20 protein-coding genes are annotated in these 22,133 nt (G+C 61.9%); 2 read left to right on the top strand and 18 right to left on the bottom strand.

Features of this window, described 5'->3' with window-relative positions; translation table 11 throughout:
• Positions 1-7: 7 nt before the first annotated feature.
• From eutC to maeB, 15 genes are all read right to left on the bottom strand, one after another.
• Entirely contained in the window at positions 8-910 is a 903-nt protein-coding gene (gene eutC, locus N438_RS24340; protein ID WP_012967471.1) for an ethanolamine ammonia-lyase subunit EutC, read from the bottom strand.
• Positions 911-930: 20 nt separating this feature from the next.
• Positions 931-2,292, bottom strand: a complete 1,362-nt coding sequence (eutB, locus tag N438_RS24335; RefSeq protein WP_012967470.1) for an ethanolamine ammonia-lyase subunit alpha — start codon at positions 2,290-2,292, stop codon at positions 931-933.
• An 11-nt stretch (positions 2,293-2,303) separates the two neighbouring features.
• Positions 2,304-3,707, bottom strand: coding sequence for an ethanolamine ammonia-lyase reactivating factor EutA (eutA, locus tag N438_RS24330; RefSeq protein ID WP_023298051.1), 1,404 nt, complete (start codon positions 3,705-3,707; stop codon positions 2,304-2,306).
• Positions 3,704-4,936 carry an ethanolamine utilization protein EutH gene (eutH, locus tag N438_RS24325; protein ID WP_008803853.1) on the bottom strand — a complete coding sequence of 411 codons (1,233 nt, stop codon included), beginning with the start codon at positions 4,934-4,936 and terminating at the stop codon, positions 3,704-3,706. Before eutH ends, eutA begins: the two co-directional genes overlap by 4 nt.
• 199 nt (positions 4,937-5,135) lie before the next feature.
• Positions 5,136-6,323: an ethanolamine utilization ethanol dehydrogenase EutG gene (eutG, locus tag N438_RS24320; protein ID WP_023298053.1), complete on the bottom strand. Its 1,188-nt coding sequence runs from the start codon at positions 6,321-6,323 to the stop codon at positions 5,136-5,138.
• Positions 6,313-7,152, bottom strand: a complete 840-nt coding sequence (gene eutJ, locus N438_RS24315) for an ethanolamine utilization protein EutJ (RefSeq protein ID WP_012967467.1) — start codon at positions 7,150-7,152, stop codon at positions 6,313-6,315. Before eutJ ends, eutG begins: the two co-directional genes overlap by 11 nt.
• 9 nt (positions 7,153-7,161) lie before the next feature.
• Positions 7,162-8,565, bottom strand: a complete 1,404-nt coding sequence (locus N438_RS24310) for an aldehyde dehydrogenase family protein (protein ID WP_016161620.1) — start codon at positions 8,563-8,565, stop codon at positions 7,162-7,164.
• 11 nt (positions 8,566-8,576) lie between these two features.
• Positions 8,577-8,864 carry an ethanolamine utilization microcompartment protein EutN gene (eutN, locus tag N438_RS24305; protein WP_012967466.1) on the bottom strand — a complete coding sequence of 96 codons (288 nt, stop codon included), beginning with the start codon at positions 8,862-8,864 and terminating at the stop codon, positions 8,577-8,579.
• 128 nt (positions 8,865-8,992) lie between these two features.
• Positions 8,993-9,283, bottom strand: a complete 291-nt coding sequence (gene eutM / locus N438_RS24300) for an ethanolamine utilization microcompartment protein EutM (protein WP_000387720.1) — start codon at positions 9,281-9,283, stop codon at positions 8,993-8,995.
• A gap of 38 nt (positions 9,284-9,321) precedes the next feature.
• A complete protein-coding gene (gene pta, locus N438_RS24295) occupies positions 9,322-10,338 on the bottom strand; it encodes a phosphate acetyltransferase (RefSeq protein ID WP_116696563.1) in 1,017 nt (338 codons plus the stop codon).
• On the bottom strand, positions 10,328-11,137 hold the full coding sequence (gene eutT, locus N438_RS24290) for an ethanolamine utilization cob(I)yrinic acid a,c-diamide adenosyltransferase EutT (RefSeq protein WP_116696562.1): 810 nt from the start codon (positions 11,135-11,137) through the stop codon (positions 10,328-10,330). Before eutT ends, pta begins: the two co-directional genes overlap by 11 nt.
• A complete protein-coding gene (gene eutQ, locus N438_RS24285; protein WP_012540921.1) occupies positions 11,134-11,823 on the bottom strand; it encodes an ethanolamine utilization acetate kinase EutQ in 690 nt (229 codons plus the stop codon). Before eutQ ends, eutT begins: the two co-directional genes overlap by 4 nt.
• A complete protein-coding gene (gene eutP / locus N438_RS24280) occupies positions 11,801-12,280 on the bottom strand; it encodes an ethanolamine utilization acetate kinase EutP (RefSeq protein WP_023298056.1) in 480 nt (159 codons plus the stop codon). The genes eutQ and eutP overlap by 23 nt, the downstream gene beginning before the upstream one ends.
• Positions 12,281-12,292: 12 nt before the next feature.
• The gene (gene eutS, locus N438_RS24275; RefSeq protein WP_002913729.1) at positions 12,293-12,628 is read right to left on the bottom strand and encodes an ethanolamine utilization microcompartment protein EutS; all 336 of its coding nucleotides are present in this window, start codon (positions 12,626-12,628) and stop codon (positions 12,293-12,295) included.
• Between the two features lie 218 nt (positions 12,629-12,846).
• The gene (gene maeB / locus N438_RS24270) at positions 12,847-15,126 is read right to left on the bottom strand and encodes an NADP-dependent oxaloacetate-decarboxylating malate dehydrogenase (protein ID WP_008803844.1); all 2,280 of its coding nucleotides are present in this window, start codon (positions 15,124-15,126) and stop codon (positions 12,847-12,849) included.
• 294 nt (positions 15,127-15,420) lie between these two features.
• Here maeB and tal point away from each other — a divergent pair, with 294 nt between their 5' ends.
• Together tal and tkt are read left to right on the top strand one after the other, a co-directional pair.
• On the top strand, positions 15,421-16,377 hold the full coding sequence (gene tal / locus N438_RS24265; RefSeq protein WP_008803843.1) for a transaldolase: 957 nt from the start codon (positions 15,421-15,423) through the stop codon (positions 16,375-16,377).
• A gap of 16 nt (positions 16,378-16,393) precedes the next feature.
• Entirely contained in the window at positions 16,394-18,388 is a 1,995-nt protein-coding gene (gene tkt, locus N438_RS24260) for a transketolase (RefSeq protein ID WP_008803842.1), read from the top strand.
• Here the strand turns inward: tkt and N438_RS24255 are convergent.
• The 3 genes from N438_RS24255 to aegA form a co-directional block, all read right to left on the bottom strand.
• Complete coding sequence (locus N438_RS24255) at positions 18,378-19,424, bottom strand: DUF1176 domain-containing protein (RefSeq protein ID WP_072122196.1); 1,047 nt, start codon at positions 19,422-19,424, stop codon at positions 18,378-18,380. The genes tkt and N438_RS24255 overlap by 11 nt on opposite strands.
• 63 nt (positions 19,425-19,487) lie before the next feature.
• A complete protein-coding gene (gene nudK / locus N438_RS24250) occupies positions 19,488-20,084 on the bottom strand; it encodes a GDP-mannose pyrophosphatase NudK (protein WP_002913754.1) in 597 nt (198 codons plus the stop codon).
• Positions 20,085-20,142: 58 nt separating this feature from the next.
• Positions 20,143-22,125, bottom strand: a complete 1,983-nt coding sequence (gene aegA, locus N438_RS24245) for a formate-dependent uric acid utilization protein AegA (RefSeq protein ID WP_008803840.1) — start codon at positions 22,123-22,125, stop codon at positions 20,143-20,145.
• Positions 22,126-22,133 lie beyond the last annotated feature (8 nt).

Below are 22,133 nucleotides of genomic sequence, written 5' to 3'. Positions count from 1 at the left end.
TGCCTCCTTAACGGCTCATGTTGATGCCGGAAGCTTTCTGCTCCAGCATGCGTTTGGCTAAATCCACGATCACCGCGGCGGCTTCTACCGGCGGGGTGCCGCCCTGGTGGATATTGGAGATACAGGTCCGGTCGGCCTCGACGGTGGTCGCCACCCGCGGGGAGTACACCGCGTAGCAGGAGAGGCTCTCTGACTGGCCAAGTCCCGGGCGCTCGCCAACCAGCAGGATCACCACCTTCGCGCCGAGGATCTCGCCGATCTGATCTTCAATCTTGACGCGGCCATAGCGCACGAAGAACGGCGTCCCGACCTTCAGACCCGCCTGTTTCAGGCCGGCAAGCAGCGGCGGCAGGATCTCTTCGTAGTTGGCGGTGATGGCATCCGTCGACAGGCCATCGGACACCACCACCTGCACATCCGGATCCATCACGCACTGCGCCTTCAGCGCATCGATGGCCTCCGGACTGAGACGGCGTCCCAGATCGGGGCGCGTCAGGTAGCGATTTTTGTCGCTGATTTCCGAACGCACTTCCAGCAGCCCCTGCGCTTTCACCCACGCCTCCGGCACCTCTTTGAGCACCGTATCTTTCGAGCGCGAGTGATCCGCCAGGAAGCGCAGCAACGCGAGGGTGCGCGGACGCGGACCGGCGCGACCGGTGCAAACGCGCGCTGCGGTGCTGCGTTTCAGTTCGGTCAGCACTTCGGCGCGGTGCGGATGTTGTACGCCAATCCAGGCTTTCGCTTCCGCAGAGCCCAGATCCAGCGCGCAGCTTTCCACTGTTGCGTCGGTGGCGCACGCGGCAGCGTGGCAGGCCGGCGTCGTCGCTACGGGGGCCTCTGGCTGTGTCTGTGGCTGTCCCATTGACGCCATTACGCTGCGTACAATGTCTTCAATCTGTTTTTGATCCATGATGTGTCATCCCCGCGTCATCAGAAGAACAGTGACGGATCGCCCGCCCGTTTGGTCAGACGACCATTTGCCATAATGCCCATCCGTTCCAGCCAGCCTTCGAACTCCGGTGACGGACGCAGACCCAGCAGCTGGCGCACGGTCGCGGTATCGTGGAAGGCGGTAGTCTGGTAGTTGAGCATGATGTCGTCGCCGAGCGGCATGCCCATGATGTAGTTGCAGCCAGCGGTCGCCAGCAGGATCATCAGGTTTTCGTTGAGGTTCTGATCGGCATCGGCATGGTTGGTGTAGCAGCAGTCGCAGCCCATCGAGATGCCGCTCAGCTTGCCCATAAAGTGGTCTTCCAGCCCGGCGCGAATAATTTGTCGGTCGTTATAGAGGTACTCCGGCCCGATAAAGCCCACCACGGTGTTGACGAGGAACGGATCGTAGTGCCGCGCCAGGCCATAGTTACGCGCTTCCATCGTCACCTGGTCGGCGCCGAAGTTAGCGCCCGCGGAGAGCGCCGAGCCCTGCCCGGTTTCAAAGTAAAGACAGTTCTCCCCGGCGATGCGGTTAAACTCCGCTCCCACCGCCCGCGCTTCATCGAGCATCGCCAGTTCGACGCCGAACTCTTTTAGCCCTTTTTCGCTGCCGCAGATGCTCTGGAAGATAAGCCCCCCCGGCGCGCCGCGGCGGATAGCTTCGATCTGGGTGGTGACGTGCGCCAGCACGCAGCCCTGGGTCGGGATGGAAAACTTGTCGATCACCCCGTACACCGTATCCAGCACGCGACTCAGGTTCTCCACGTCGTCAGTGACCGGGTTGACGCCAATCACCGCGTCGCCCGCGCCGAAGGAGAGCCCTTCGTAGATTTGCGCGGCAATACTCTGCACGTCGTCGCGGGTATCGTTCGGCTGCAGGCGGCAGCTAAAGGTCCCCGGCAGACCGATGGTGGTATTGGCTTTTTTGATCACCGGCATTTTTTTGCCGCCATAGATCAGATCGGCGTTGGAGCAGATCTTGGCCACCGCCGCCACCACCTCGGAGGTCAGCCCTTTGCGGACAAAGGCGATATCGTCGCTGGTGACCTCGTCGTTGAGCACGTATTCGCGCAGGTCGCTGATGGTCCAGTGTTTGATCCGCTGATAGGCGGTTTCGTTCACGTCATCCTGGATCAGGCGCGTCACGCAATCCTCCTCATAGGGGATCACCGGGTTATTGCGGATATCGGCCACCGTCATATCGGAAAGCACCTGCTTGGCGGCCACGCGCTGCTGCGAACTCTCCGCTGCCACGCCCGCCAGCACATCCCCCGAACGCAGTTCGTTGGCTTTCGCCAGCACCTCTTTAACATCCTTAAACTGATAAACATTGCCGAACAATGTGGTCTTTAGTTTCATAAGTCGTTCCCTCAGGAAGGAAATGCGAGTGATTTCACCGTCACCGGCACAACCGATCCGCCAAAAAGAGGCGTACCAATGTCGATATAGTCCCCCGCCCGGACGCTCACCTCATCGATGACCGCCAGCGGAAGGTGTGGAAGCTGCGGCCGCAGCAGCATGCCCAGCGCTTTGCCAAAATCCTGCTCGGCCACCAGCAGCAGCGGACGCGGATTGGGAAAGCGGGCGACAAACGCCAGCAGGGCGTCAATTACGGTCAGTAAGGTGGCGTAGCGCACCGGAAGTGAAGCGGGAAGCGCCAGCACGTAAGCGTCCGCCTCGGGGGCCAGATCGAGCTGCGTCAGCGCCTGCCGCCAGGCGTTCGGCAGATCGGCGGCCTCCTGCGGGATAGCCACCGGCAGATTGCGCAGCGGCAGTTGAACCCTCTCCAGCCAGATGGTGCTCCCGGACAGGGACAGCGTATGCGCCCCGGCGCCAATCACCGTGGCGCGCACGGTTTGCGTCGGAAACTGCACGTTCATTTCACGCAGGCGCGGATGCTCGTGCAGGGCCGTGGCCAGCAGCGGCCCGATATCGGAAAAACAGAAAGGATCGGCGGGTTGATGGCGGTAGCACTCCCCCACTCCGCCGGAAAGAGTAATCACCTCCGGCTGAACACCCGCAGGCAGTACTTCGGTTTGCATCAGCCCCTGCGCCAGCGGTGAGAGCCTGCCGTCGATCACCTCAACGATCAGCCCCGCCATCCGGCGCGCCACCTGCGCCAGCTGACCCGCAGTCAACGATAAAGCATCGGTTCCCGGGCCGAATACCGCATCGACAATCCGCTGTCCTGGCGAGTGCGCGTGGACCACGCGCCCCTGAGCGTCGGTTTCCAGCAGGCGGCCGCCGACGTTGAGGCAGGCGGTGGCGCTGAGGTTACCGGCGTCAAACAGGGCATAGTTCGAGGTACCGCCGCCAATATCGATATTAAGCACCCGGCACATCCGCTGCCGGGACAAGGTCTGCGCCCCGGCGCCGTGTCCGGCAATGACCGACTCCAGGTGCGGCCCGGCGCTGGCGACGACAAAATCGCCCAGCGACTGCGAGAGCGCCATCACCGCCGGGCGGGCATTGCGGGTTTTCGCGCTTTCACCAGTGATGATGATCGCCCCGGAGTCCACCGCTTGCGGGGCAATCCCGGCGGCCCGGTACTGAGCCAGAATCAGCGCCTCAAGCTCGGCCTCTTTCAGTTCTCCCTGCTTATCAACCGGCGTAAAAAAGACCGGGCTTTGCCAGCTAATGTCGCGTTTGATGAATTCGTAGCGCGGCACCTGGGAGACCGCCGCGCGGTTCACCAGCTCGAGGCACGAGAAGATCACCTGCGTGGTGGTGGTGCCGATATCAATACCGACGCTCAACAGCTGGCGCGTGTTCACGAGTGCGCCTCCGCTTCGGTGTTGGCAGGCGCCGGTACGTTTTCATCTTTTGGCACCAGCAGCATCGCCACGCCAATCGCGGTAACGCCGCCGACCAGCTTGCCGACGATCATCGGGAAGATCATGGCGTTCATGTTGGCCGCCGCAAAACCGAGATGGTCGCCGAGGGCGAACGCCGCTGACACTGAGAAGGCGCAGTTGATCACTTTTCCACGGGTATCCATCTGCTTCATCATGCCGAACATCGGGATATTGTTCGCGAGGGTAGCGACCATGCCGCCGGCAGCCATATTGTTGATTTTGAGGAGATTACCGACACGCATCAGCGGCTTTTCAAACCAGCGGGTCAGCAGGAGCACCATCGGGTAAGCGCCGAGCAGCACGCAGGAAATAGAGCCAATGACTTCGATGGCGCGCATCACCTCGCCGGGCTGGTCACCAGGCGCCATAAAGATCGGGTCGAGTCCTGGGATCAGCTCCCAGCCGAGCAGGAACTTGATCACCGCCGCCGCCAGGCCGATGGTGATCAGCGCCACGAGGAATTTGGCGAAGATCTGGAAGCCGTTGATCATTTTTTCCGGAATGAACTTCAGCCCCAGCGCCACCAGCACGGCGACGATGATCACCGGGATCATATTCATCAGGATCAGCGCGAAGGTAAACGCTACCGGCTGGCCGTTGATCTCCACCCCGGAATACATCGCCACCAGACCGCCGGCGATACAGCCGATGGGAATAGTGACAATGCCCGCCAGCACGCCGAGCGCCAGCCAGCGGCGATCGGCAGGTTCGATAATGCCGAGCGCCACCGGAATGGAGAACACAATGGTCGGCCCCATCATGGAGCCGAGGATCAGGCCCGAGTACATCCAGGCCGCCACGTCGCCGCCCGCCAGCTCTTTGGCGAGGAAGAAACCGCCCATATCGCACGCCAGCAGCGTGCCGGCAAACATCGACGGGTTGGCGCCAAGCATCTCATACAGCGGGATAATCACCGGACCGAGCAGATGGGCCAGCACCGGCGCCAGGGCGGTCATCCCGACCATCGCCAGGCCCAGCGCGCCCATCGCCATAAACCCTTCTTCAAACTGACCGCCGGATCCCTCAATGCTTTTCCCCAGTTTGCCGAGAAAGCGCGCCGAGCCGCCGAACTGCGACAGGATCCTGTCCACGGCGGCAATCAGCATAAAGAACATCATGATGTACATGATGATTTCGTTAATTCCCATAGCCCTTACTCCCTGTCATTTATGATTGGTAGATACTGTGAATACCGGGACATTAGCCGCACTCGGGGAACTTTCCCGGGTCGAGGCGTGAACGCCTTACCCGGGCTACGGCATAGCAGACGGCTGTGATCCTGTAGCCCGGCTAAGCGCAGCGCGAGCCGGGAAAGCCACAGCCACACGCCTCCGGGAAAATCCGCATTTATTGCGCCACCGCGTACAGCTCGATAATCTGCTCCCGGGTGGCGGTGCGTGGATTGGTGCGCAGACAGATGTCGTCCTGCGCCGCCTGTGCCCAGGTGGCGTAGTGCGCGGGCGTCGCGCCGGCATCCGACAGCCGCATCGTCAGACCGACTTCCGCAATCAGTTCGCGCACGGCGGCGATTGCCTCAAGGTCATCGGTTTTCCTGCCGGTCAGCGCCCGGCCGATCTGGCTGAAGCGCCCCCGGCACACCATACGGTTGAAGCCCATCACCGTTGGCAGCAGCATGGCGTTGGCCAGACCGTGCGGAATATGCAGCGCCGCCCCCGGCTGATGCGCCATGGCATGGCATAGCCCCAGCCCGGCGCTGGAAAACGCCATCCCCGCCATGCAGGAGGCCAGCAGCATGCTCTCCCGCGCCGCCAGATCCTGGCCGCAGCCCACCGCTTTCGGCAGCGCTTCGCCGATCATGGCTATCGCCCCCATCGCCAGACTGTCGGTAAACGGCGTGGCGTGACGGGCGCTGTAGGCCTCGACGGCGTGGGTCAGCGCATCAATCCCGGTCATCGCCGTGACAGACGGGGGAACGCCCTCAGTTAGGGCGGCGTCGAGGATCGCCACATCCGGCATCAGCGAGGCATGCGCCAGCACCTGTTTGCGTCCACTCACCGCATCAATAATCACCGTCACGTTGGTAGTTTCTGACCCGGTGCCGGCGGTGGTCGGCACCGCAATCAGCGGCAGACGTGGCTGTAATTCGCTGTGCTCCGTCATCTCCCCCAGCGTCTGCTCAGGGTTGGCGACCAGCAGCGCCACCGCTTTCGCCGCATCCAGCACCGAGCCGCCGCCGAAGGCCACCACGCCGTCGCAGCGCGCGTCCCGCAGCTGGGCGACCGCAGCGCAGACATCGGTGACGCAGGGTTCGCCGGCGGGACAGGGCCAGAGGGTCATAGCGACTCCTTTCATCGCCAGGCTACGCTCCAGCCCGGCGGTCATTCCCGCCTGATGGAGAAAACGGTCAACCATGACAAACAGATGCTTCAGGCCCCGGGCCTGCGCTTGCGGGCCGCAGGCCGCCAGCGCGCCGACGCCGTGCAGCGTCACCGGCGGAACGTTGAAGCTTTTCACTTGCTGAAGATTCAGCGTATCGAAGGCGTGGAACAGCGCCGTCTGCAGTTCAGCTTGCATAGATCCCCTCCGCTTTTTCCCTCCCGCTGTTGGCGATTGCCAGCGGGGTCATAAACAGGCTGTGCCGGGGTAAATGCACCTTCAGCGTCGGGAAACATTGGCAAAAAAGCGCCCTGACGCCCGGCTGCATGCAGGCGCCGCCTGCCAGCCACAAATCACCAATCCCTTGTCCGGTAATATGTCGGGCGACAATCTCAGCCATCTTCTCGTACACCGGTTTCACTACCGGCCAGATCTCTCCGGCATGGCGGCGCTTGTACTGCTCAGCCTCTTCCAGCCCGATGCCGCGATTCCCGGCCAGAGTCAGGGAGATATGGTGTCCGCCGGTGGCTTCATCCGCCGAATACGTCACCCTGCCCTGTTTAACGATGGCGATCCCGGTGGTGCCGCCGCCGATGTCCACCACCCCGGCATTATCGAGCTGCAGCAGATCCGCCACCGCGGTGGGCTCATCCAGCACATGACTGATCTCCAGCCCGGCGGACTCCAGGACGTTGATCGAAATGCGCGGATCGGTGCCGGGCGGAAACGAGGTCGCCGCATGCGTAAAGCGGCAGCCCAGCTGCTGTTCGAGGGTCGCGAGATGACGGCGCACGAGGGTGACGGCGCCGAAGAAGTCCCAGACGATGCCGTCGCGCACCACATCGGCCCAGTCAAGACATACCGCAACCGGCTGGCCATCACGGTCGACCACCATCGACACCACGTCGCAGGTACCTAAATCGATACCCAGCCACAGCGGCGACTCGCTGGCGGCGGGTGCCTGGTTACACAGAGCAGCGGCTTTTTGCAGTCTCGGCGAAAGCCAGCGTTGTTCGTCGTGCGCCATGTTCATCCCTTATACGATTCGAAACGCATCCACCAGCACGCAGCGGCGCAGACGAACGAAGGTCCGCGCGCTGGTCACCCCCTCCCCGGTTGGGGTGGTGATGGTCATGGTGGTCCAGCCCTCGCCGCCCAGCCCAAGCCCGGCGATGCACGGCCCGTTTTTGACGAAGATGCTGGTGTCGATGGCATTCGCCATCTGGTTCATGTTGTCGATGTTGCGCGAGTGCATCGCCGCCGTATGGTGGCAGCCGCCTTCCAGTTGCACCGCCAGGGCGATGGCCTCCTCGACGTTCGCCACCCGCACCACCGGCAGCACCGGCATCATCAGTTCAGTCACCGCAAACGGATGGCTGGCAGGGGTTTCCACGAACAGCAGGCGGGTTTGCGCCGGCACCTGCAGGCCAATCGCCGCGGCGATTTTGCCCGCATCGCGGCCGACCCAGTCGCGGCTGACCGTGCCTTTGCCGCGCTCGTCGATATTTTTCAGCAGCAGCGGCTGGAGCTGTTCGGCCTGCGCCGCCGTGAGTTTCACCGCCTGCTGGCCTTCCATCAGGCGCATCAGTTCGTCGGCGACGCTATCGACCACGATCAGCACCTTCTCGTCGGCGCAGATGATGTTGTTATCAAACGAGGCGCCTTTGACGATCGCTTGCGCGGCGCGCGGCAGATCGGCGGTCTCATCCACCACCACCGGCGGGTTGCCGGCCCCGGCGGCAATCAGACGTTTGTTGGTATGTTTGCGCGCCGCCTCGACCACTGCTTCGCCGCCGGTCACCACCAGCAGGCCGATACCAGGGTACTTAAACAGCCGCTGGGCGGTGTCGATATCCGGGTTCGCCACGGTCACCAGCAGGTTGGCCGGGCCGCCGGCGGCCACTACCGCCTGGTTAAGCAAGGTGATCGCCCGCTGCGAGACCTGTTTCGCCGCCGGATGGGGGGCAAAGACTACGCTGTTGCCGGCGGCAATCAGACTGATGGCGTTGTTAATCACCGTCGCCGCCGGATTGGTCGAGGGCGTGACCGAGGCCACCACGCCCCAGGGCGCGTTTTCAATCAGCGTCAGGCCGTTATCGCCGGTCAGCACCTGCGGAGTCAGACACTCCACGCCTGGCGTACCCCGTGCCTGCGCCACGTTTTTGGCAAACTTATCTTCAACGCGTCCCATGCCGGTCTCCGTCACCGCAAGCTCCGCCAGTTCACGGGCATGCTTTTCACCCGCCTCACGAATGGCCTGAATCACCTGCTGACGCATCGCCACCCGCTTTAATCCCTGCTGGGCCGCCGTTGCCGCCGCGACAGCGTCATCCAGTGAGGCAAAAACGCCCCTATCATGAACGGCGTCAGCAGGCTGACTGCTGTCTTTCATTTTCAGCAGTACCGCTTTCACTACCTGTTCAATGTCCTGTTGATTCATGATTTTTCACCCTACTTATGGAAGAGCACCTGACCATCGGCCGCAGCCTCATCCACGATGCCAATCACGCACAGATCGACCGGAGAGGCGCCATGGGCGTGCGCCTGTCGCGCCGAGCTGCCGCTGACCAGCAGCACCCACTCCCCGCATCCCGCGCCGATGTTGTCGATGGCGACCGCGCATTGCCCGTCGGGTTCGCCGCGGGCATTGAGCATCTCCACCATCAGCAGTTTGTCGTGGGCCAGCCCTTCATGGCGTACGGTGCAGACCACATATCCGGTAACAACAGCCAGCTTCATGTCCGTCTCCGCGTGTGATGTGCAGGCCGGATAAGCGCAGCGCCATCCGGCATTCATGCCTTGTCATTGCCAGATAGCGACGCGCTAGCGTCCTGTCCGACCCGGACTGTCCGGCACCCCCTCTCCCGTTAGATGTTGCTATCGCCCTTGAAGCTGATCGGGAAGACCTCTTCCAGATCGCCATGCGGGCGCGGGATGACATGTACAGAGACCAGCTCACCGATACGCTGAGCCGCCGCCGCCCCGGCATCCGTGGCGGCTTTGCACGCCGCGACATCGCCGCGCACCATGGCGGTCACCAGGCCGCCACCGATCTGTTTCACGCCTACCAGCTTGACGCGGGCCGCTTTGACCATGGCGTCGGAGGCCTCAATCAGTGCAACCAGGCCCCGGGTTTCAATCATTCCTAATGCTTCCATTGTGTTTTCCTCTCATAAGGGGTCCTGAAGGGGACCATTCATTCAACCAGCGTGGACGAGTCGGGGATCCGGCTTGCGTCCGTCTGGCGCGTTACCGACGCCACCAGCGCCAGTTCGATAATTTCCTCTACGCTACAGCCTCGCGAGAGGTCGTGAAGCGGGGCGGCGAGGCCCTGGATCAGCGGCCCGATGGCGCGATATCCACCCAATCGCTGGGCGATTTTGTAGCCGATGTTGCCCGCCTCCAGCGATGGGAAGACCAGCACATTGGCCCGCCCCCGCAGCGGGCTGCCGGGCGCTTTGTGCGCAGCGACGTCGGGTACAAAGGCGGCGTCAAACTGCAGTTCGCCATCGACCATCAGCTGCGGCGCCCGCTGACGCACGATCTCCGTGGCCTGCTGGACGTTAGCCACACAGGGATGCCGGGCGCTGCCGTGCGTGGAGAAGGACAGCATTGCCACCCGCGGCGCTTCGCCAGCGATCGCTTGCCAGGTCTCGGCGCTGGCAATCGCGATATCCGCCAGCTGCGCCGCCGTCGGCTGCGGCACCACGCTGCAGTCGGCAAACCCCAGCGGCTGGCCGGCATACTGCGGCAGCATCAGAAACAGCGAAGAGAGCGTTTTACCCCCCGGCTGCAGGCCGATAAGGCGCAGACCGGCGCGCAGCACGCTGGCGGTTGACGAGAGATTCCCGGCGATACACACCTCGGCCTCACCGCCGCTGACCATCGCCGCGGCGAACATCAGCGGGTCGGCCAGCTTGTCGACGGCGTCAGCGGGCGCTTTATCGCCGGCGCGCGCCTGCCAGGCGGCGGCAAACGCCTCGCGCATCGCCAGGTTGCTGTGCGGATCAATGATCTGCACTCCGGTCAGCGGCAGACGTTCGCCAAGGGCGAACTGCCGCAGCGCGAAGGGACTGGCGACGAGGATCGGACGCGCCAGGCCCTGCTGCTGCAGATAATGCGCCGCCTTCAGCACACGGACGTCCAGCGCATCCGGGAACACCACTCGGGCGGGGGCGCGCAGCGCCAGTTTGCGGCATTGGTCAATAATCATCTTCACCTCCCAGCTGCTGCTGCAGCTGGCTGAGGGTTGGCGGCGAATCCGTCACGCCCAGGATCATCATCACGTAGACCGCGCTGGAGAGACGGTTGAGCGCTTGCATAATATCGGCGCGCCGGACCGCAAATTGCGGCGTGATAAACACCTGCGCCGCGGTCACCTCCGCCTCGCGGACTTTGCCGCGCAGCAGATTAAGCAGCGCGACCTCGCGCCCATGGCGGGCCTCCGGCACCAGGTGATCGTGGCCCAGGAAGCGCAGCGGCTGATGGGACAGACGGTGTAACTGTCCCTCGCTGAATCCGGCTATCGACTGCGCCGCCAGCGGCTCCTCCAGCGCGTCGGCGCGCATGATGTTGCCCAGCCGCGAACGGATATCCATCAGCCACGGCTGCCAGGACTCCGCCAGTTCAATTTGCAGCCACACCGTCAGAGCGATGGTGCTGTCCAGCACCGCACGGAAGGCCAGCCGCGGATCGTTTTTCGCCACCAGGGTATCGGCCGTCAGGTGGGTCAGGGTGTCCGGCTTTTTATCCACCGGCTGGTGACAGAGCTCGCAGCAGGCCTGGGGCGAATGGTCGCGGCTGGTCAGGACATGCACCGGCTGCGGCGTCTGTTCGTCATCCTCGACAAACAGGCGCCCCTGGCGGTCGAGAAATTTGACCCGCAGATGCCGACTTTCCAGCAGCTCCCGCGCCGAGGGCGTCAGGCGAGCGTTGGCAGGAAGATGGATTTCACCGCCTTCGCTGAGCGTATGATTCGCTCTGAGCCACGCTTCGGTAATGAAATCGTTCATAGCGATTGCCAGTTTGCCGGCCAGGCGACGTACAGGAAGCGCACCGTCGACGGGGTACCGAATTCGATGCTGGCGCCTTTCGGGATAAACATGACGTCCCCTGCTTTGGCAATCAGCGTTTCCCCCTGATGGCGCACATGCAGCTCGCCCTCCAGCACCATATCGATTTCGTCGTAGTTCAGCGTCCACGGGAAGAAGGCGTTCTCCCACTGCATAAATCCGGCGGCCATGCTGCTGCCATCCTGGTCGGTCACCAGGTCCGTTAAGCCGACGCAGTGCGGCTGGGCGCCGTCGAAGCGGCCAAACTTCACGCTGCTGCCGTCGATCACTTTGATGCCGCCTTTGCCGGTCACGGAGTCAAATCCTGGCTGCATCGCCTCCTGCTCCAGGGACTGCTTCTCCTTCATCACCTTTTCCATCAGCTGCGCCACCAGGCTTTCGGTAAACTGGCCTTCCGGCAACTGCGCCAGGATGGTTTCGCGGATCCGCTGGCTTTCCGTTTTGTCGCTGTCCGCCGCTGTCGCCGCCGGCGCGGCGCCATCATCCTCGGTGATAGTGAATCCCAGCAGCTCGGCGACTTCGCGCGCTTCCGGGGTGATAATGCTGGCGCGCCGAACAACTGACATCGCCTGTTCGCCGCGCGCGTGGGCGGCACGAATATCGTTAGCGGTAATGAGTTTCTTCACCTGGCCCTTCCTCCTTTTGGCTGAGCTCACTCAAATAATTTTCCAGCGACGCGACGCTTTGCGGATCGCAACCGTTGAGGGCGAAAACCGGCGCCTGAAACCCCATCCCGTCCAGCAGCTGCCGCACCGCGGCGACGTTGGCATCCGGCAGATCCGTTTTGCTGATCGCCACGATAAGGTGCTTTCGGCTGCCAATATCCAGTAACCCGGGAGGCAGGCGACTTTCGATATCATTGGCCGCATGGACATAAATCAGGGTGTCCACATCCTGCAGGGTGGTAATTAAGGCGTGATACCAGCGAGGATGGCTGAAATATTCCCCGGGTGTATCGATGTCGCCACGATCGTTAAATTCCAGCGCCTGCGTTTTTCTGGCGAGGGAATAATTTCCCTGCAGGGCATTAAATAATGTGGTTTTTCCTGCACCGACGGCGCCGACAATGGCAATACGCTTCATGGTCGCTCTCAATTAACTTTTCGTTAATTCGCACAAGGTATAATTTAATAAGCGGCCTAACCCGCCGATGGTCTGCAGGAGCGCCTCCTCCACCGCGCCGACCGAACCGTAGATCACCAGCGCGCCGCTAAACCGGTCGAGAAAACCGATGTGCACATCGGCGGCCTTCATCGCCAGATCGCCGGCGATCATCGCTGTTTCCCCCGGTGTCAGCGTCATAATGCCGATCGCGCCGGATTCGGGTACGCCGATCTTTTTCGCCAGCTCCGCTCCCGGGTGGGCAATCAGATGCGCCAGTGTGACCTGTTTGCCTGGTACGAATTCCTGAATAATGCGTTCTTTATCCATGACTGATTGCCCCCCTGAAATCTGTCCTCATGGTGACGGTATTTCAGCGCGGCAAATAACAAATTTCGGCAAGTGGGGTTAAAAGGTGAAGTGGATCACTCAGGAGAGAAAATAATAATGCGGCGGAATTAAAAAGGCAGGCTCAGCGTTTTTACTCGCCGGCCTGCCTGATATTGTGCGCGGAAAACTCTCCGCGCGTTAATGGGAAAAAAACGAGATTACAGCGGTTCGGTTTGCGCTTCGACAACCGCCAGCGCCACCATATTCACAATGCGGCGTACGGAGGCGATCGGCGTCAGAATATGCACCGGCTTCGCCACCCCCATTAGCACTGGCCCGACGGTCACCCCTTCCGAACTGGAGACACGCAGCAGGTTATAGCTGATCCGGGCGGCTTCCATATTCGGCATCACCAGAATATTGGCCGATCCCTTCAGCGGGCTGTCCGGCATGCGATCGTTGCGGATGCTTTCCACCAGCGCGGCGTCGCCATGCATTTCGCCATCGATCATCAGCTCCGGGGCGCTCGCCTTCACCAGTTCAAGGGTTTTGCGCATCTTGCTGGCTGACGGGCAGTCGGCGGAACCAAAGTTGGAGTGCGACAGCAATGCCACCCGCGGCTCAATACCGAAGCGACGCACGCTTTCCGCCGCCATCAGGGTGATCTCCGCCAGCTCTTCCGGGGAGGGATCGTGATTGACATAGGTGTCGGCGATAAAGGTGTTGCCGCTCGGCAGCAGCAGCGCATTCATCGCCCCGGCGGTGCTGACGCCGTCGCGATAGCCAAACAGCGGCTGCACCACGCGGTAGTGGTCGTGGTACTCGCCGATAGTCCCGCAGATCATCGCATCCGCTTCACCGCGATGAACCATGATGGCGCCAATCACCGTGGTGTTGCTAATCACCGCCCGCTGCGCCTGCTCCTGGGTAATGCCGCGGCGCTTCATCAGCTGGTAGTACTCGCTCCAGTACTCTTTAAACCGCGGGTCGGATTCATTATTGACGATCTCAAAGTCAACGCCGGCCTTGATCTGCAGACCCAGCTTCTGGATGCGCATTTCAATCACGCTAGGGCGCCCCACCAGAATCGGTTTGGCCAGCCCCAGCGACACCAGCTCCTGAGTGGCGTGCAGCACCCGGGTCTCCTCCCCTTCCGCCAGCACCACGCGCTTCGGCTCTTTGCGCGCCTGAGAGAAGATAGGCTTCATAAACAGGTTGGTTTTATAGACGAACTCGCTCAGCTTCTCGATATAGGCGTCAAAATCGGCGATCGGGCGCGTTGCCACGCCGGAGTCCATCGCCGCCTTCGCTACCGCAGGGGCGATTTTGACGATCAGCCGCGGGTCGAACGGTTTCGGAATGATGTAGTCCGGGCCAAAGCTTAAATCCTGATCGCCATAGGCGGAGGCCACCACTTCGCTCTGCTCGGCATGGGCCAGCTCGGCAATGGCGTGCACCGCCGCCAGCTTCATCTCTTCGTTGATCGCCGTCGCGCCGACGTCCAGCGCGCCGCGGAAGATGAACGGGAAGCAGAGCACATTGTTGACCTGGTTAGGGTAGTCGGAGCGACCGGTACAGATGATGGCGTCATCGCGGACCTGCTTCGCCAGCGGCGGCAGAATTTCCGGCTCCGGGTTGGCCAGGGCAAGGATCAGCGGCGCGCGCGCCATCTTCTTCACCATCTCCGGAGTCAGCACTTTCGGGCCAGAGCAGCCGAGGAAAATGTCGGCGCCATCGATCACATCATCAAGCGTACGTTTGCCGTCGTCTTCCACTGCGTAGGCGGCTTTGGTTTCCGCCATGTTCGGTTCACGGTCTTTATAGATGACGCCTTTCGAATCGCAGACCACGATGTTGTGCTTTTGCATCCCCAGCGCCACCAGCAGGTTCATGCAGGCGATCGCCGCCGCGCCCGCGCCGGAGACCACCATCCGCACGTCGGACAGATTCTTCTCGACGACGCGCAGACCGTTGAGGATCGCCGCGGTGCTGATGATCGCCGTGCCATGCTGATCGTCATGGAAAACCGGAATATTCATCCGCTCGCGCAGCTGCTGCTCGATGTAGAAACACTCCGGCGCTTTAATATCTTCCAGGTTGATACCGCCGAAGGTCGGCTCAAGGGCGGCGACGACGTTAATGAATTTGTCCGGATCCAGCTCATCGACTTCGATATCAAACACATCGATGCCGGCGAATTTCTTAAACAGGACGCCTTTGCCCTCCATCACCGGCTTGCCGGCCAGCGCGCCGATATTCCCCAGCCCCAGCACCGCGGTGCCGTTGGAGACGACCGCCACCAGGTTGCCGCGGGCAGTGTATTTGTAGGCGGCCAGCGGATCTTTTTCGATTTCCAGACAGGGGGCCGCGACGCCCGGCGAGTAGGCCAGCGCCAAATCGCGCTGGGTGGCGAGAGGTTTGGTCGGCGAGACCTGGATTTTTCCGGGAACCGGAAATTCGTGGAAGTCGAGGGCGCTCTGTTTTAACTGCTCATCCATTTTCTATTCCTTTCTTTCACGTATCGTTCGTAGGGGAAAAGCGTGATGACCATCCTGTCGTTCACCTTTCAGTGGCAGACAGTATCCCTCCTGGCGGGGCGATAAACTTTGAACACCGCCAAACTCTGGCCATCGCTATGATCTGGTTGTTATCAATTTATAGCGGTTATGTTACCCGGATTCGCCGCCAATAATAGCCCCGTCTGCTATGCTTTTTGGTTATGTACCTCATCACTATTTATACCGCATACCGGCAAGCACTCATGTAACACCTTGTTCCAGGAGGACTTATCTATGAATCAGCTAGACAGCATCAAGCAGTTCACCACCGTGGTCGCCGACAGCGGCGACATCGAATCCATTCGCCACTATCATCCGGAAGATGCCACCACTAACCCCTCCCTGCTGCTGAAGGCCGCCGGCCTGGCGTCCTATAGCGGACTCATTGACGACGCCATCGCCTGGGCGAAAAAGCAAGGAGGCGGCCGTGAAGCGCAGGTGACTCACGCCTGCGATAAGCTGGCGGTCAATTTTGGCGCGGAGATCCTCAAAAGCATTCCGGGCCGGGTCTCCACCGAGGTGGACGCCCGGCTCTCCTTCAACCGGGAGAAGAGCATCGAGAAGGCGCGCCATCTGGTGGCGCTGTATCAGGAGATGGGCATTGATAAGTCGCGGATCCTGATCAAACTGGCATCCACCTGGGAGGGGATCCGCGCCGCCGAGACGCTGGAAAAAGAAGGCATCCACTGCAACCTGACGCTGCTGTTTTCCTTCGCCCAGGCCCGGGCCTGCGCCGAAGCCGGGGTCTATCTGATCTCCCCTTTCGTCGGGCGTATTTATGACTGGTATCAGGCGCGTAAGCCGCTGGATCCTTACGTGGTGGAGGAAGATCCGGGGGTGAAATCGGTGCGCAATATCTATGACTACTTCAAACAGCATAAATACACCACCATCGTGATGGGCGCCAGCTTCCGCCGCACCGAACAGATCCTCGCCCTGGTCGGCTGCGACCGGCTGACCATCGCCCCGCCCTTGTTAAAAGAGCTGCAGGCCAGCGACGCCCCGGTGGTGCGCAAACTGATCCCTGCCAGCCAGATCCTGCCGCGCCCGGTGCCGCTCAGCGAGGCGGAGTTCCGCTGGGAACATAATCAGGACCCGATGGCGGTCGAAAAGCTGGCGGAGGGGATCCGCCTGTTCGCCGTCGATCAGCGCAAACTGGAAGATCTGCTTGCCGCCAAACTGTCACTTTAGTCTCACGGAGAAAACTATGTCCCGAAGAGAGCTTGCCAACGCCATCCGCGCCCTGAGTATGGACGCGGTGCAGAAAGCCAATTCCGGCCACCCCGGTGCGCCAATGGGGATGGCAGACATTGCCGAAGTGCTGTGGAACGATTTTCTCAAGCACAATCCGCAGAACCCTGGCTGGGTGGACCGCGACCGCTTTATTCTGTCCAACGGCCACGCGTCGATGCTGCTCTACAGCCTGTTGCACCTGACCGGCTACGATCTGCCGCTGTCAGAACTCAAGCAGTTCCGTCAGTTGCACTCAAAAACGCCGGGCCACCCGGAGCATGGCTATACCCCCGGGGTGGAGACCACCACCGGCCCGCTGGGCCAGGGGCTGGCGAACGCCGTCGGCATGGCCATCGCCGAACGCACCCTGGCGGCACAGTTTAACCGCCCCGGTCATGAGATTATCGACCATCACACCTGGGTTTTCATGGGCGATGGCTGCCTGATGGAGGGGATCTCCCATGAGGCCTGTTCGCTGGCCGGTACGCTCGGACTGGGTAAGCTGATCGGTTTTTACGATCACAACGGCATCTCCATCGACGGCAAAACCGAAGGCTGGTTTTCCGATGATACGGCCGAACGCTTCCGCGCCTATCACTGGCATGTGATCGGTGACATTGATGGTCACGATCCGCAGGCCATTAAACAGGCCATTGCGGAAGCGCAGGCGGTGAAAGATAAGCCGTCGCTGATTATCTGTCGGACCATCATCGGCTTCGGTTCGCCCAACAAAGCGGGGTCGGAAGAGTCTCACGGCGCGGCGCTGGGCGAAAAAGAGGTGGCCCTGGCCCGCCAGCAACTGGGCTGGAAATATCCGCCCTTCGAGATCCCGAAAGAGATCTATCAGGGCTGGGATGCGCGTCCGCGCGGCGAAAAAGCCGAGCACGCCTGGAACGAGAAATTCGCCGCCTACCAGCAGCAGTTTCCGGAGCTGGCCGCTGAGCTGACTCGCCGCATGGATGGCACCCTGCCGGAAGACTTTGCCGCGACCGCCCGCGACTACGTGGCGAAACTGCAGGCCGAGCCGGCGAAAATCGCCAGCCGCAAGGCCTCGCAAAACGCGCTGAACGCCTACGGCCCGCATCTCCCGGAACTGCTGGGCGGTTCGGCGGATCTTGCGCCGAGTAACCTGACCATCTGGTCTGGCTCGACATCGATTAAAGACGATCCTGCGGGCAACTATATCCACTACGGCGTGCGCGAATTTGGCATGACCGCGGTGGCCAACGGCATCGCCCTGCACGGGGGCTTCATTCCGTATACCTCTACCTTCCTGATGTTCGTGGAGTACGCCCGCAACGCCGCGCGCATGGCGGCCCTGATGAAGGCCCGGCAGATCATGGTCTATACCCATGACTCCATCGGTCTCGGGGAAGATGGCCCGACGCACCAGGCGGTGGAACAGCTGGCCAGTCTGCGTCTGACGCCGAACTTCAGCACCTGGCGCCCCTGCGACCAGGTGGAGACCGCCGTCGCCTGGCAGGCGGCCATTGCGCGCCAGAACGGACCAACGGCGCTGATCCTGTCGCGGCAAAACCTGGCGCAGATGCCGCGCACCCCGGAACAGGTGCAGGCTATTGCCCGGGGAGGCTACGTGCTGAAAGATGCCGGCGGGAAGCCCGACCTGATCCTCATCGCCACCGGCTCGGAAGTGGAGATCACTGTGCTGGCCGCAGAAAAACTGTTGGCGAACGGGGTGAATGTGCGGGTCGTCTCGCTCCCTTCCACCGATGTGTTTGATGCCCAGGATGAGGCCTGGCGCGAGTCGGTGCTGCCGTCGGACGTTAGCGCCCGGGTGGCGGTCGAGGCCGGGATAGCGGACTACTGGTATAAATATGTCGGCTTAAAAGGCAAGATCGTCGGCATGACCGGCTATGGCGAATCCGCCCCGGCAGAGCAGCTGTTTCCGTTCTTTGGCTTTACGGTCGACCATATCGTCGCCACCGCGGAGCAGGTGCTTAACGGGTGATCCACAGCGTGGGCCAGGCGTCTGGCCCCTGCCAGTTATCACACGTCGGCTGCTGCGCGTAGCGGGAGAGACTGAACCGCTGGCCGTCAAAACGCCAGCGGGTCTGGATCCCGCAATCGCCGGCCTCGCGGCCTTTATCCAGGGTCACCAGCTCATGGCGGCGATCATCGTAGCTGGCGTTGATAAGCTCGATCTCCCGCGGTGCCTCGCCCGGCGGCTGAAACGGCAGCGTCAGTCGCACCTGACGGGCGACATACGGCCGCTGGCGGGTGACCAGCCAGGCCAGCCAGACGGTGTTGTACGCGCCGGATTCGCAGCTGGTCATCAGCAGCACTTTGTCATCCGTCAGCGCAGTAACGCGAATTTCACGGCGGAAGGGATCGAGGGAGCAGTTGCTGTTGTTCATCCGCTCATTACCGTAGTCCATCAGATCGTTGAGCTCCTCACGCCCCAGCGGCGACTGCGCTGTTTCCGCGGTCGCCACCGCGCGCAGCGCCGGGGCCGGCGGTACGCTGAGCGGCGGCTCTTCCCCTTTGCCGACCCAGGCCGTTTCACTGCCTACCCGCTTTTGCCGATCGTCGATAAAAAACAGAGCCGCTTTCAACCCCTGCAGGGAGATGCTCTGCAGGCCATTGGCCAGCGAGAGAGCTTTCCCCTCCTGAACCTGCTGGAGAAATGCATCGATCGTCACGCTGTCGGCGGTTTTAATGAGCTTATCTTCAATGTGCCAGCGCTTGTCGGTCAGGGACACCGGTTTGCCATCCAGCAGCAGGCGCGGCGCTATCGGCGCTAGCGTCGCCACCGGATTACCGGTGCCCCCCAGTTCGATACGCAGGCTGGCGTCAGTCACTGCTCCGGCGCTGCGGCTGAGGGTCATCACCAGCCCATAATGCAGCCCCACGTTACGGGTGACGCAGAAATTTTGGTTGTTACAGGTGACCTGCCAGTCGTTGAAGCGCTGCTGCGTCGGTGCCGACCATGCCTGCGAGCAAGGCAGCACCGCCAGAAAGAGGAAAAAAATGATGCGAAAAAGCATGAACCGCCCGACCCCAGATAAACCCGACCACGGCGCCTATCCTGGACAACGGCAGCCGCTTACTCAATCGGATTTGTCAGAGTTCCCCGACATCAGGCCGGAGGTTTGCAGATACTGCAGCAGGATGACCGCCTTACCGTCGCGGATCTCACCGTCAGCGACCATCTGCAGCGCCTGGCTAAAAGGCAGCTCCAGCACCTCGATGGCTTCATCATCCACCCCGCCGCCGCTGGTGGTTCGCTGCGCGTCGCTGTACTCGGCGATAAAGAAATGCACCACTTCGGTGACGCCCCCTGGCGACATAAACAGCTCAAACAGCTTACGCACCTCGCCCACTTCGTAGCCGGTCTCTTCCACCGCCTCTTTACGAATGCAGGCTTCCGGCTCGTCGTTGTCCAGCAGCCCGGCGCAGGTTTCAATCAGCATGCCGTCATGATTGCCATTGACCCAGGTGGCGACCCGGAACTGCCGCACCAGGACCACCGTCTGCTTATGGCGGTTATACAGCAGTACGGTGGCGCCATTGCCGCGATCGTAGACTTCGCGCTTATGGCGCACGACGCTGCCGTCCGCCCGCGTTAGCTCATAAGTCATGTTGCGTAGTACGAACCAGTTCTCAGAGAGGATTTTATCTTTAATGACGTGAATATTGAGTGACATACCGACCCCACAGCGTAAAAGGACGCCCTCATACTACGCTGCGGGGCCGGGTTTGTCGTCAGTGAAGCGGCGTCGTTTTCAGCGCCAGATAGTCCAAAATCCCCTGCGCCGCGTGACGGCCTTCCGCCATCGCCGTCACTACAAGGTCTGCGCCGCGCACGGCATCGCCGCCGGCAAAGATCTTCTCCTGACTGGTCTGGTAACGGTAACGGCTCTCGACGCCGGCTTTGATGCGCCCCTGGCTGTCCAGCGCCACGCCCGCCGCTTCCAGCCAGGGCATGCGGTGCGGGTGGAAGCCAAAGGCCATGATCACCGCATCCGCCGGCATAACAAACTCACTGCCGGGGATCGGCGTCGGGCGGCGTCTTCCTCCCGCGTCCGGGGCGCCCAGCTCGGTGCGCAAAAAGCGTACCCCGTTCACTCGCCCGCTTTCGTCCAGCTCCAGGGTCACCGGCTGGACGTTAAACTCAAAGACCGCCCCCTCTTCGCGGGCGTTTTTGACCTCTTTTTTCGAGCCCGGCATGTTGGCTTCATCCCGCCGATAGGCGCAGGTCACCTGGCGGGCGCCGTGACGCAGCGCGGTGCGCACGCAGTCCATCGCTGTATCGCCGCCGCCCAGCACGACGACGTTCAGCCCGGCAGTGTTGATATAAGGCTCCTGAGCCGATGCCGCCAGCCCCATCACCTGTTTGGTGTTGGCAATGAGGAACGGCAGCGCATCGTAAACGCCGGGGGCCTCTTCGTTCGGCAACCCCGCCTTCATGGAGCGATAGGTTCCGGCGCCGACGAACACCGCGTCATAGTCGGCCAGCAGCGTCGCCATGGGGATATCTTTCCCCACCTCGCAATTGAGCTCAAAGCGGATACCCATCTCGCTGAAAATGGCCCGCCGCCGGGCCAGCAGCGATTTATCCAGCTTGAACGCCGGGATGCCGAAGGTCAGCAGACCGCCAATCTCCGGATGACGGTCAAAAACCACCGGCTGGACGCCGTGACGCACCAGCACATCGGCGCAGGCCAGCCCGGCCGGCCCGGCGCCGATAATCGCCACCCGCTTACCGCTCGGCTTAACCTGCGAGAGGTCCGGACGCCAGCCGCTGGCCAGCGCCTGGTCGGAAATATAGCGCTCAATGTTGCCGATGGTGACTGCGCCGCTTTCATCGCGCAGGGTGCAGGCACCTTCACACAGCCGGTCCTGGGGGCAGACGCGACCGGTGATCTCCGGCAGGCAGTTGGTCTGATGGGAAAGCGCGACCGCGGCGGCGATATCCCCCGCCTTAACCAGCTCGACCCACTGCGGGATATGGTTATGCAGCGGGCAGGTCCATTCGCAAATACTGTGTTCCCCACACGTGAGGCAGCGGGCGGCCTGCTGCTGCGCCTGCGCCGGGGTGAACGGCTGATAGATCTCCTCAAAGTGGCTCTTACGCGCCTCCGCCGCCAGCTTATCCGGCTCCCCGCGCGGCGGCGTCATCGCCATTTGCCTGACCTTCGCGCCAACATTGGGCTGGCTGCAGGTCAGCGTACCGCGCTGCCACGGCTGCACCTCCTGGCATGCCGAGCGCAGTCGCCGCTGCTTCGCCAGCGCGGTCAACGTCTCATCGTCGGCGAGGGTCAGTGCCTGCGCGGGACAGTTTTCCACACAGGCCGGTCCCGCCTCGCGGCCCTGGCACAGATCGCATTTCAGCGCGCTGGCCTTTACCAGGCCCGCAGCCTGCGGCGTCACCACCACCTGCATCACCCCGAACGGGCAGGCCACCATGCAGGATTTACAGCCAATGCATTTCTCCTGACTGACCTGAACGCTGTCGCCGGACTGGGCAATGGCGTCGTTGGGGCAACTGCGGACGCAGGGGGCGTCTTCACAGTGGCGGCAGGTGATAGCGTTACGCTGGCCCGCCGCTTTGATGACGGTGATACGAGGTAAAAAGCGCTGCGGGGTCAGCACGTGTTGCTCCTCGTTATGCGCCATTACGCAGGCCACTTCGCAGGCCTGGCAGCCGATACATTTTCGACTATCGCTCAAAATAAAGTGGTTCATGGCTTCCT

Source organism: Klebsiella sp. GL120222-02 (assembly GCF_003097195.1).
GTDB classification, from domain to species: Bacteria; Pseudomonadota; Gammaproteobacteria; order Enterobacterales; family Enterobacteriaceae; genus Klebsiella; species Klebsiella variicola.
This window is presented reverse-complemented; position numbering and strand designations above follow the sequence as displayed.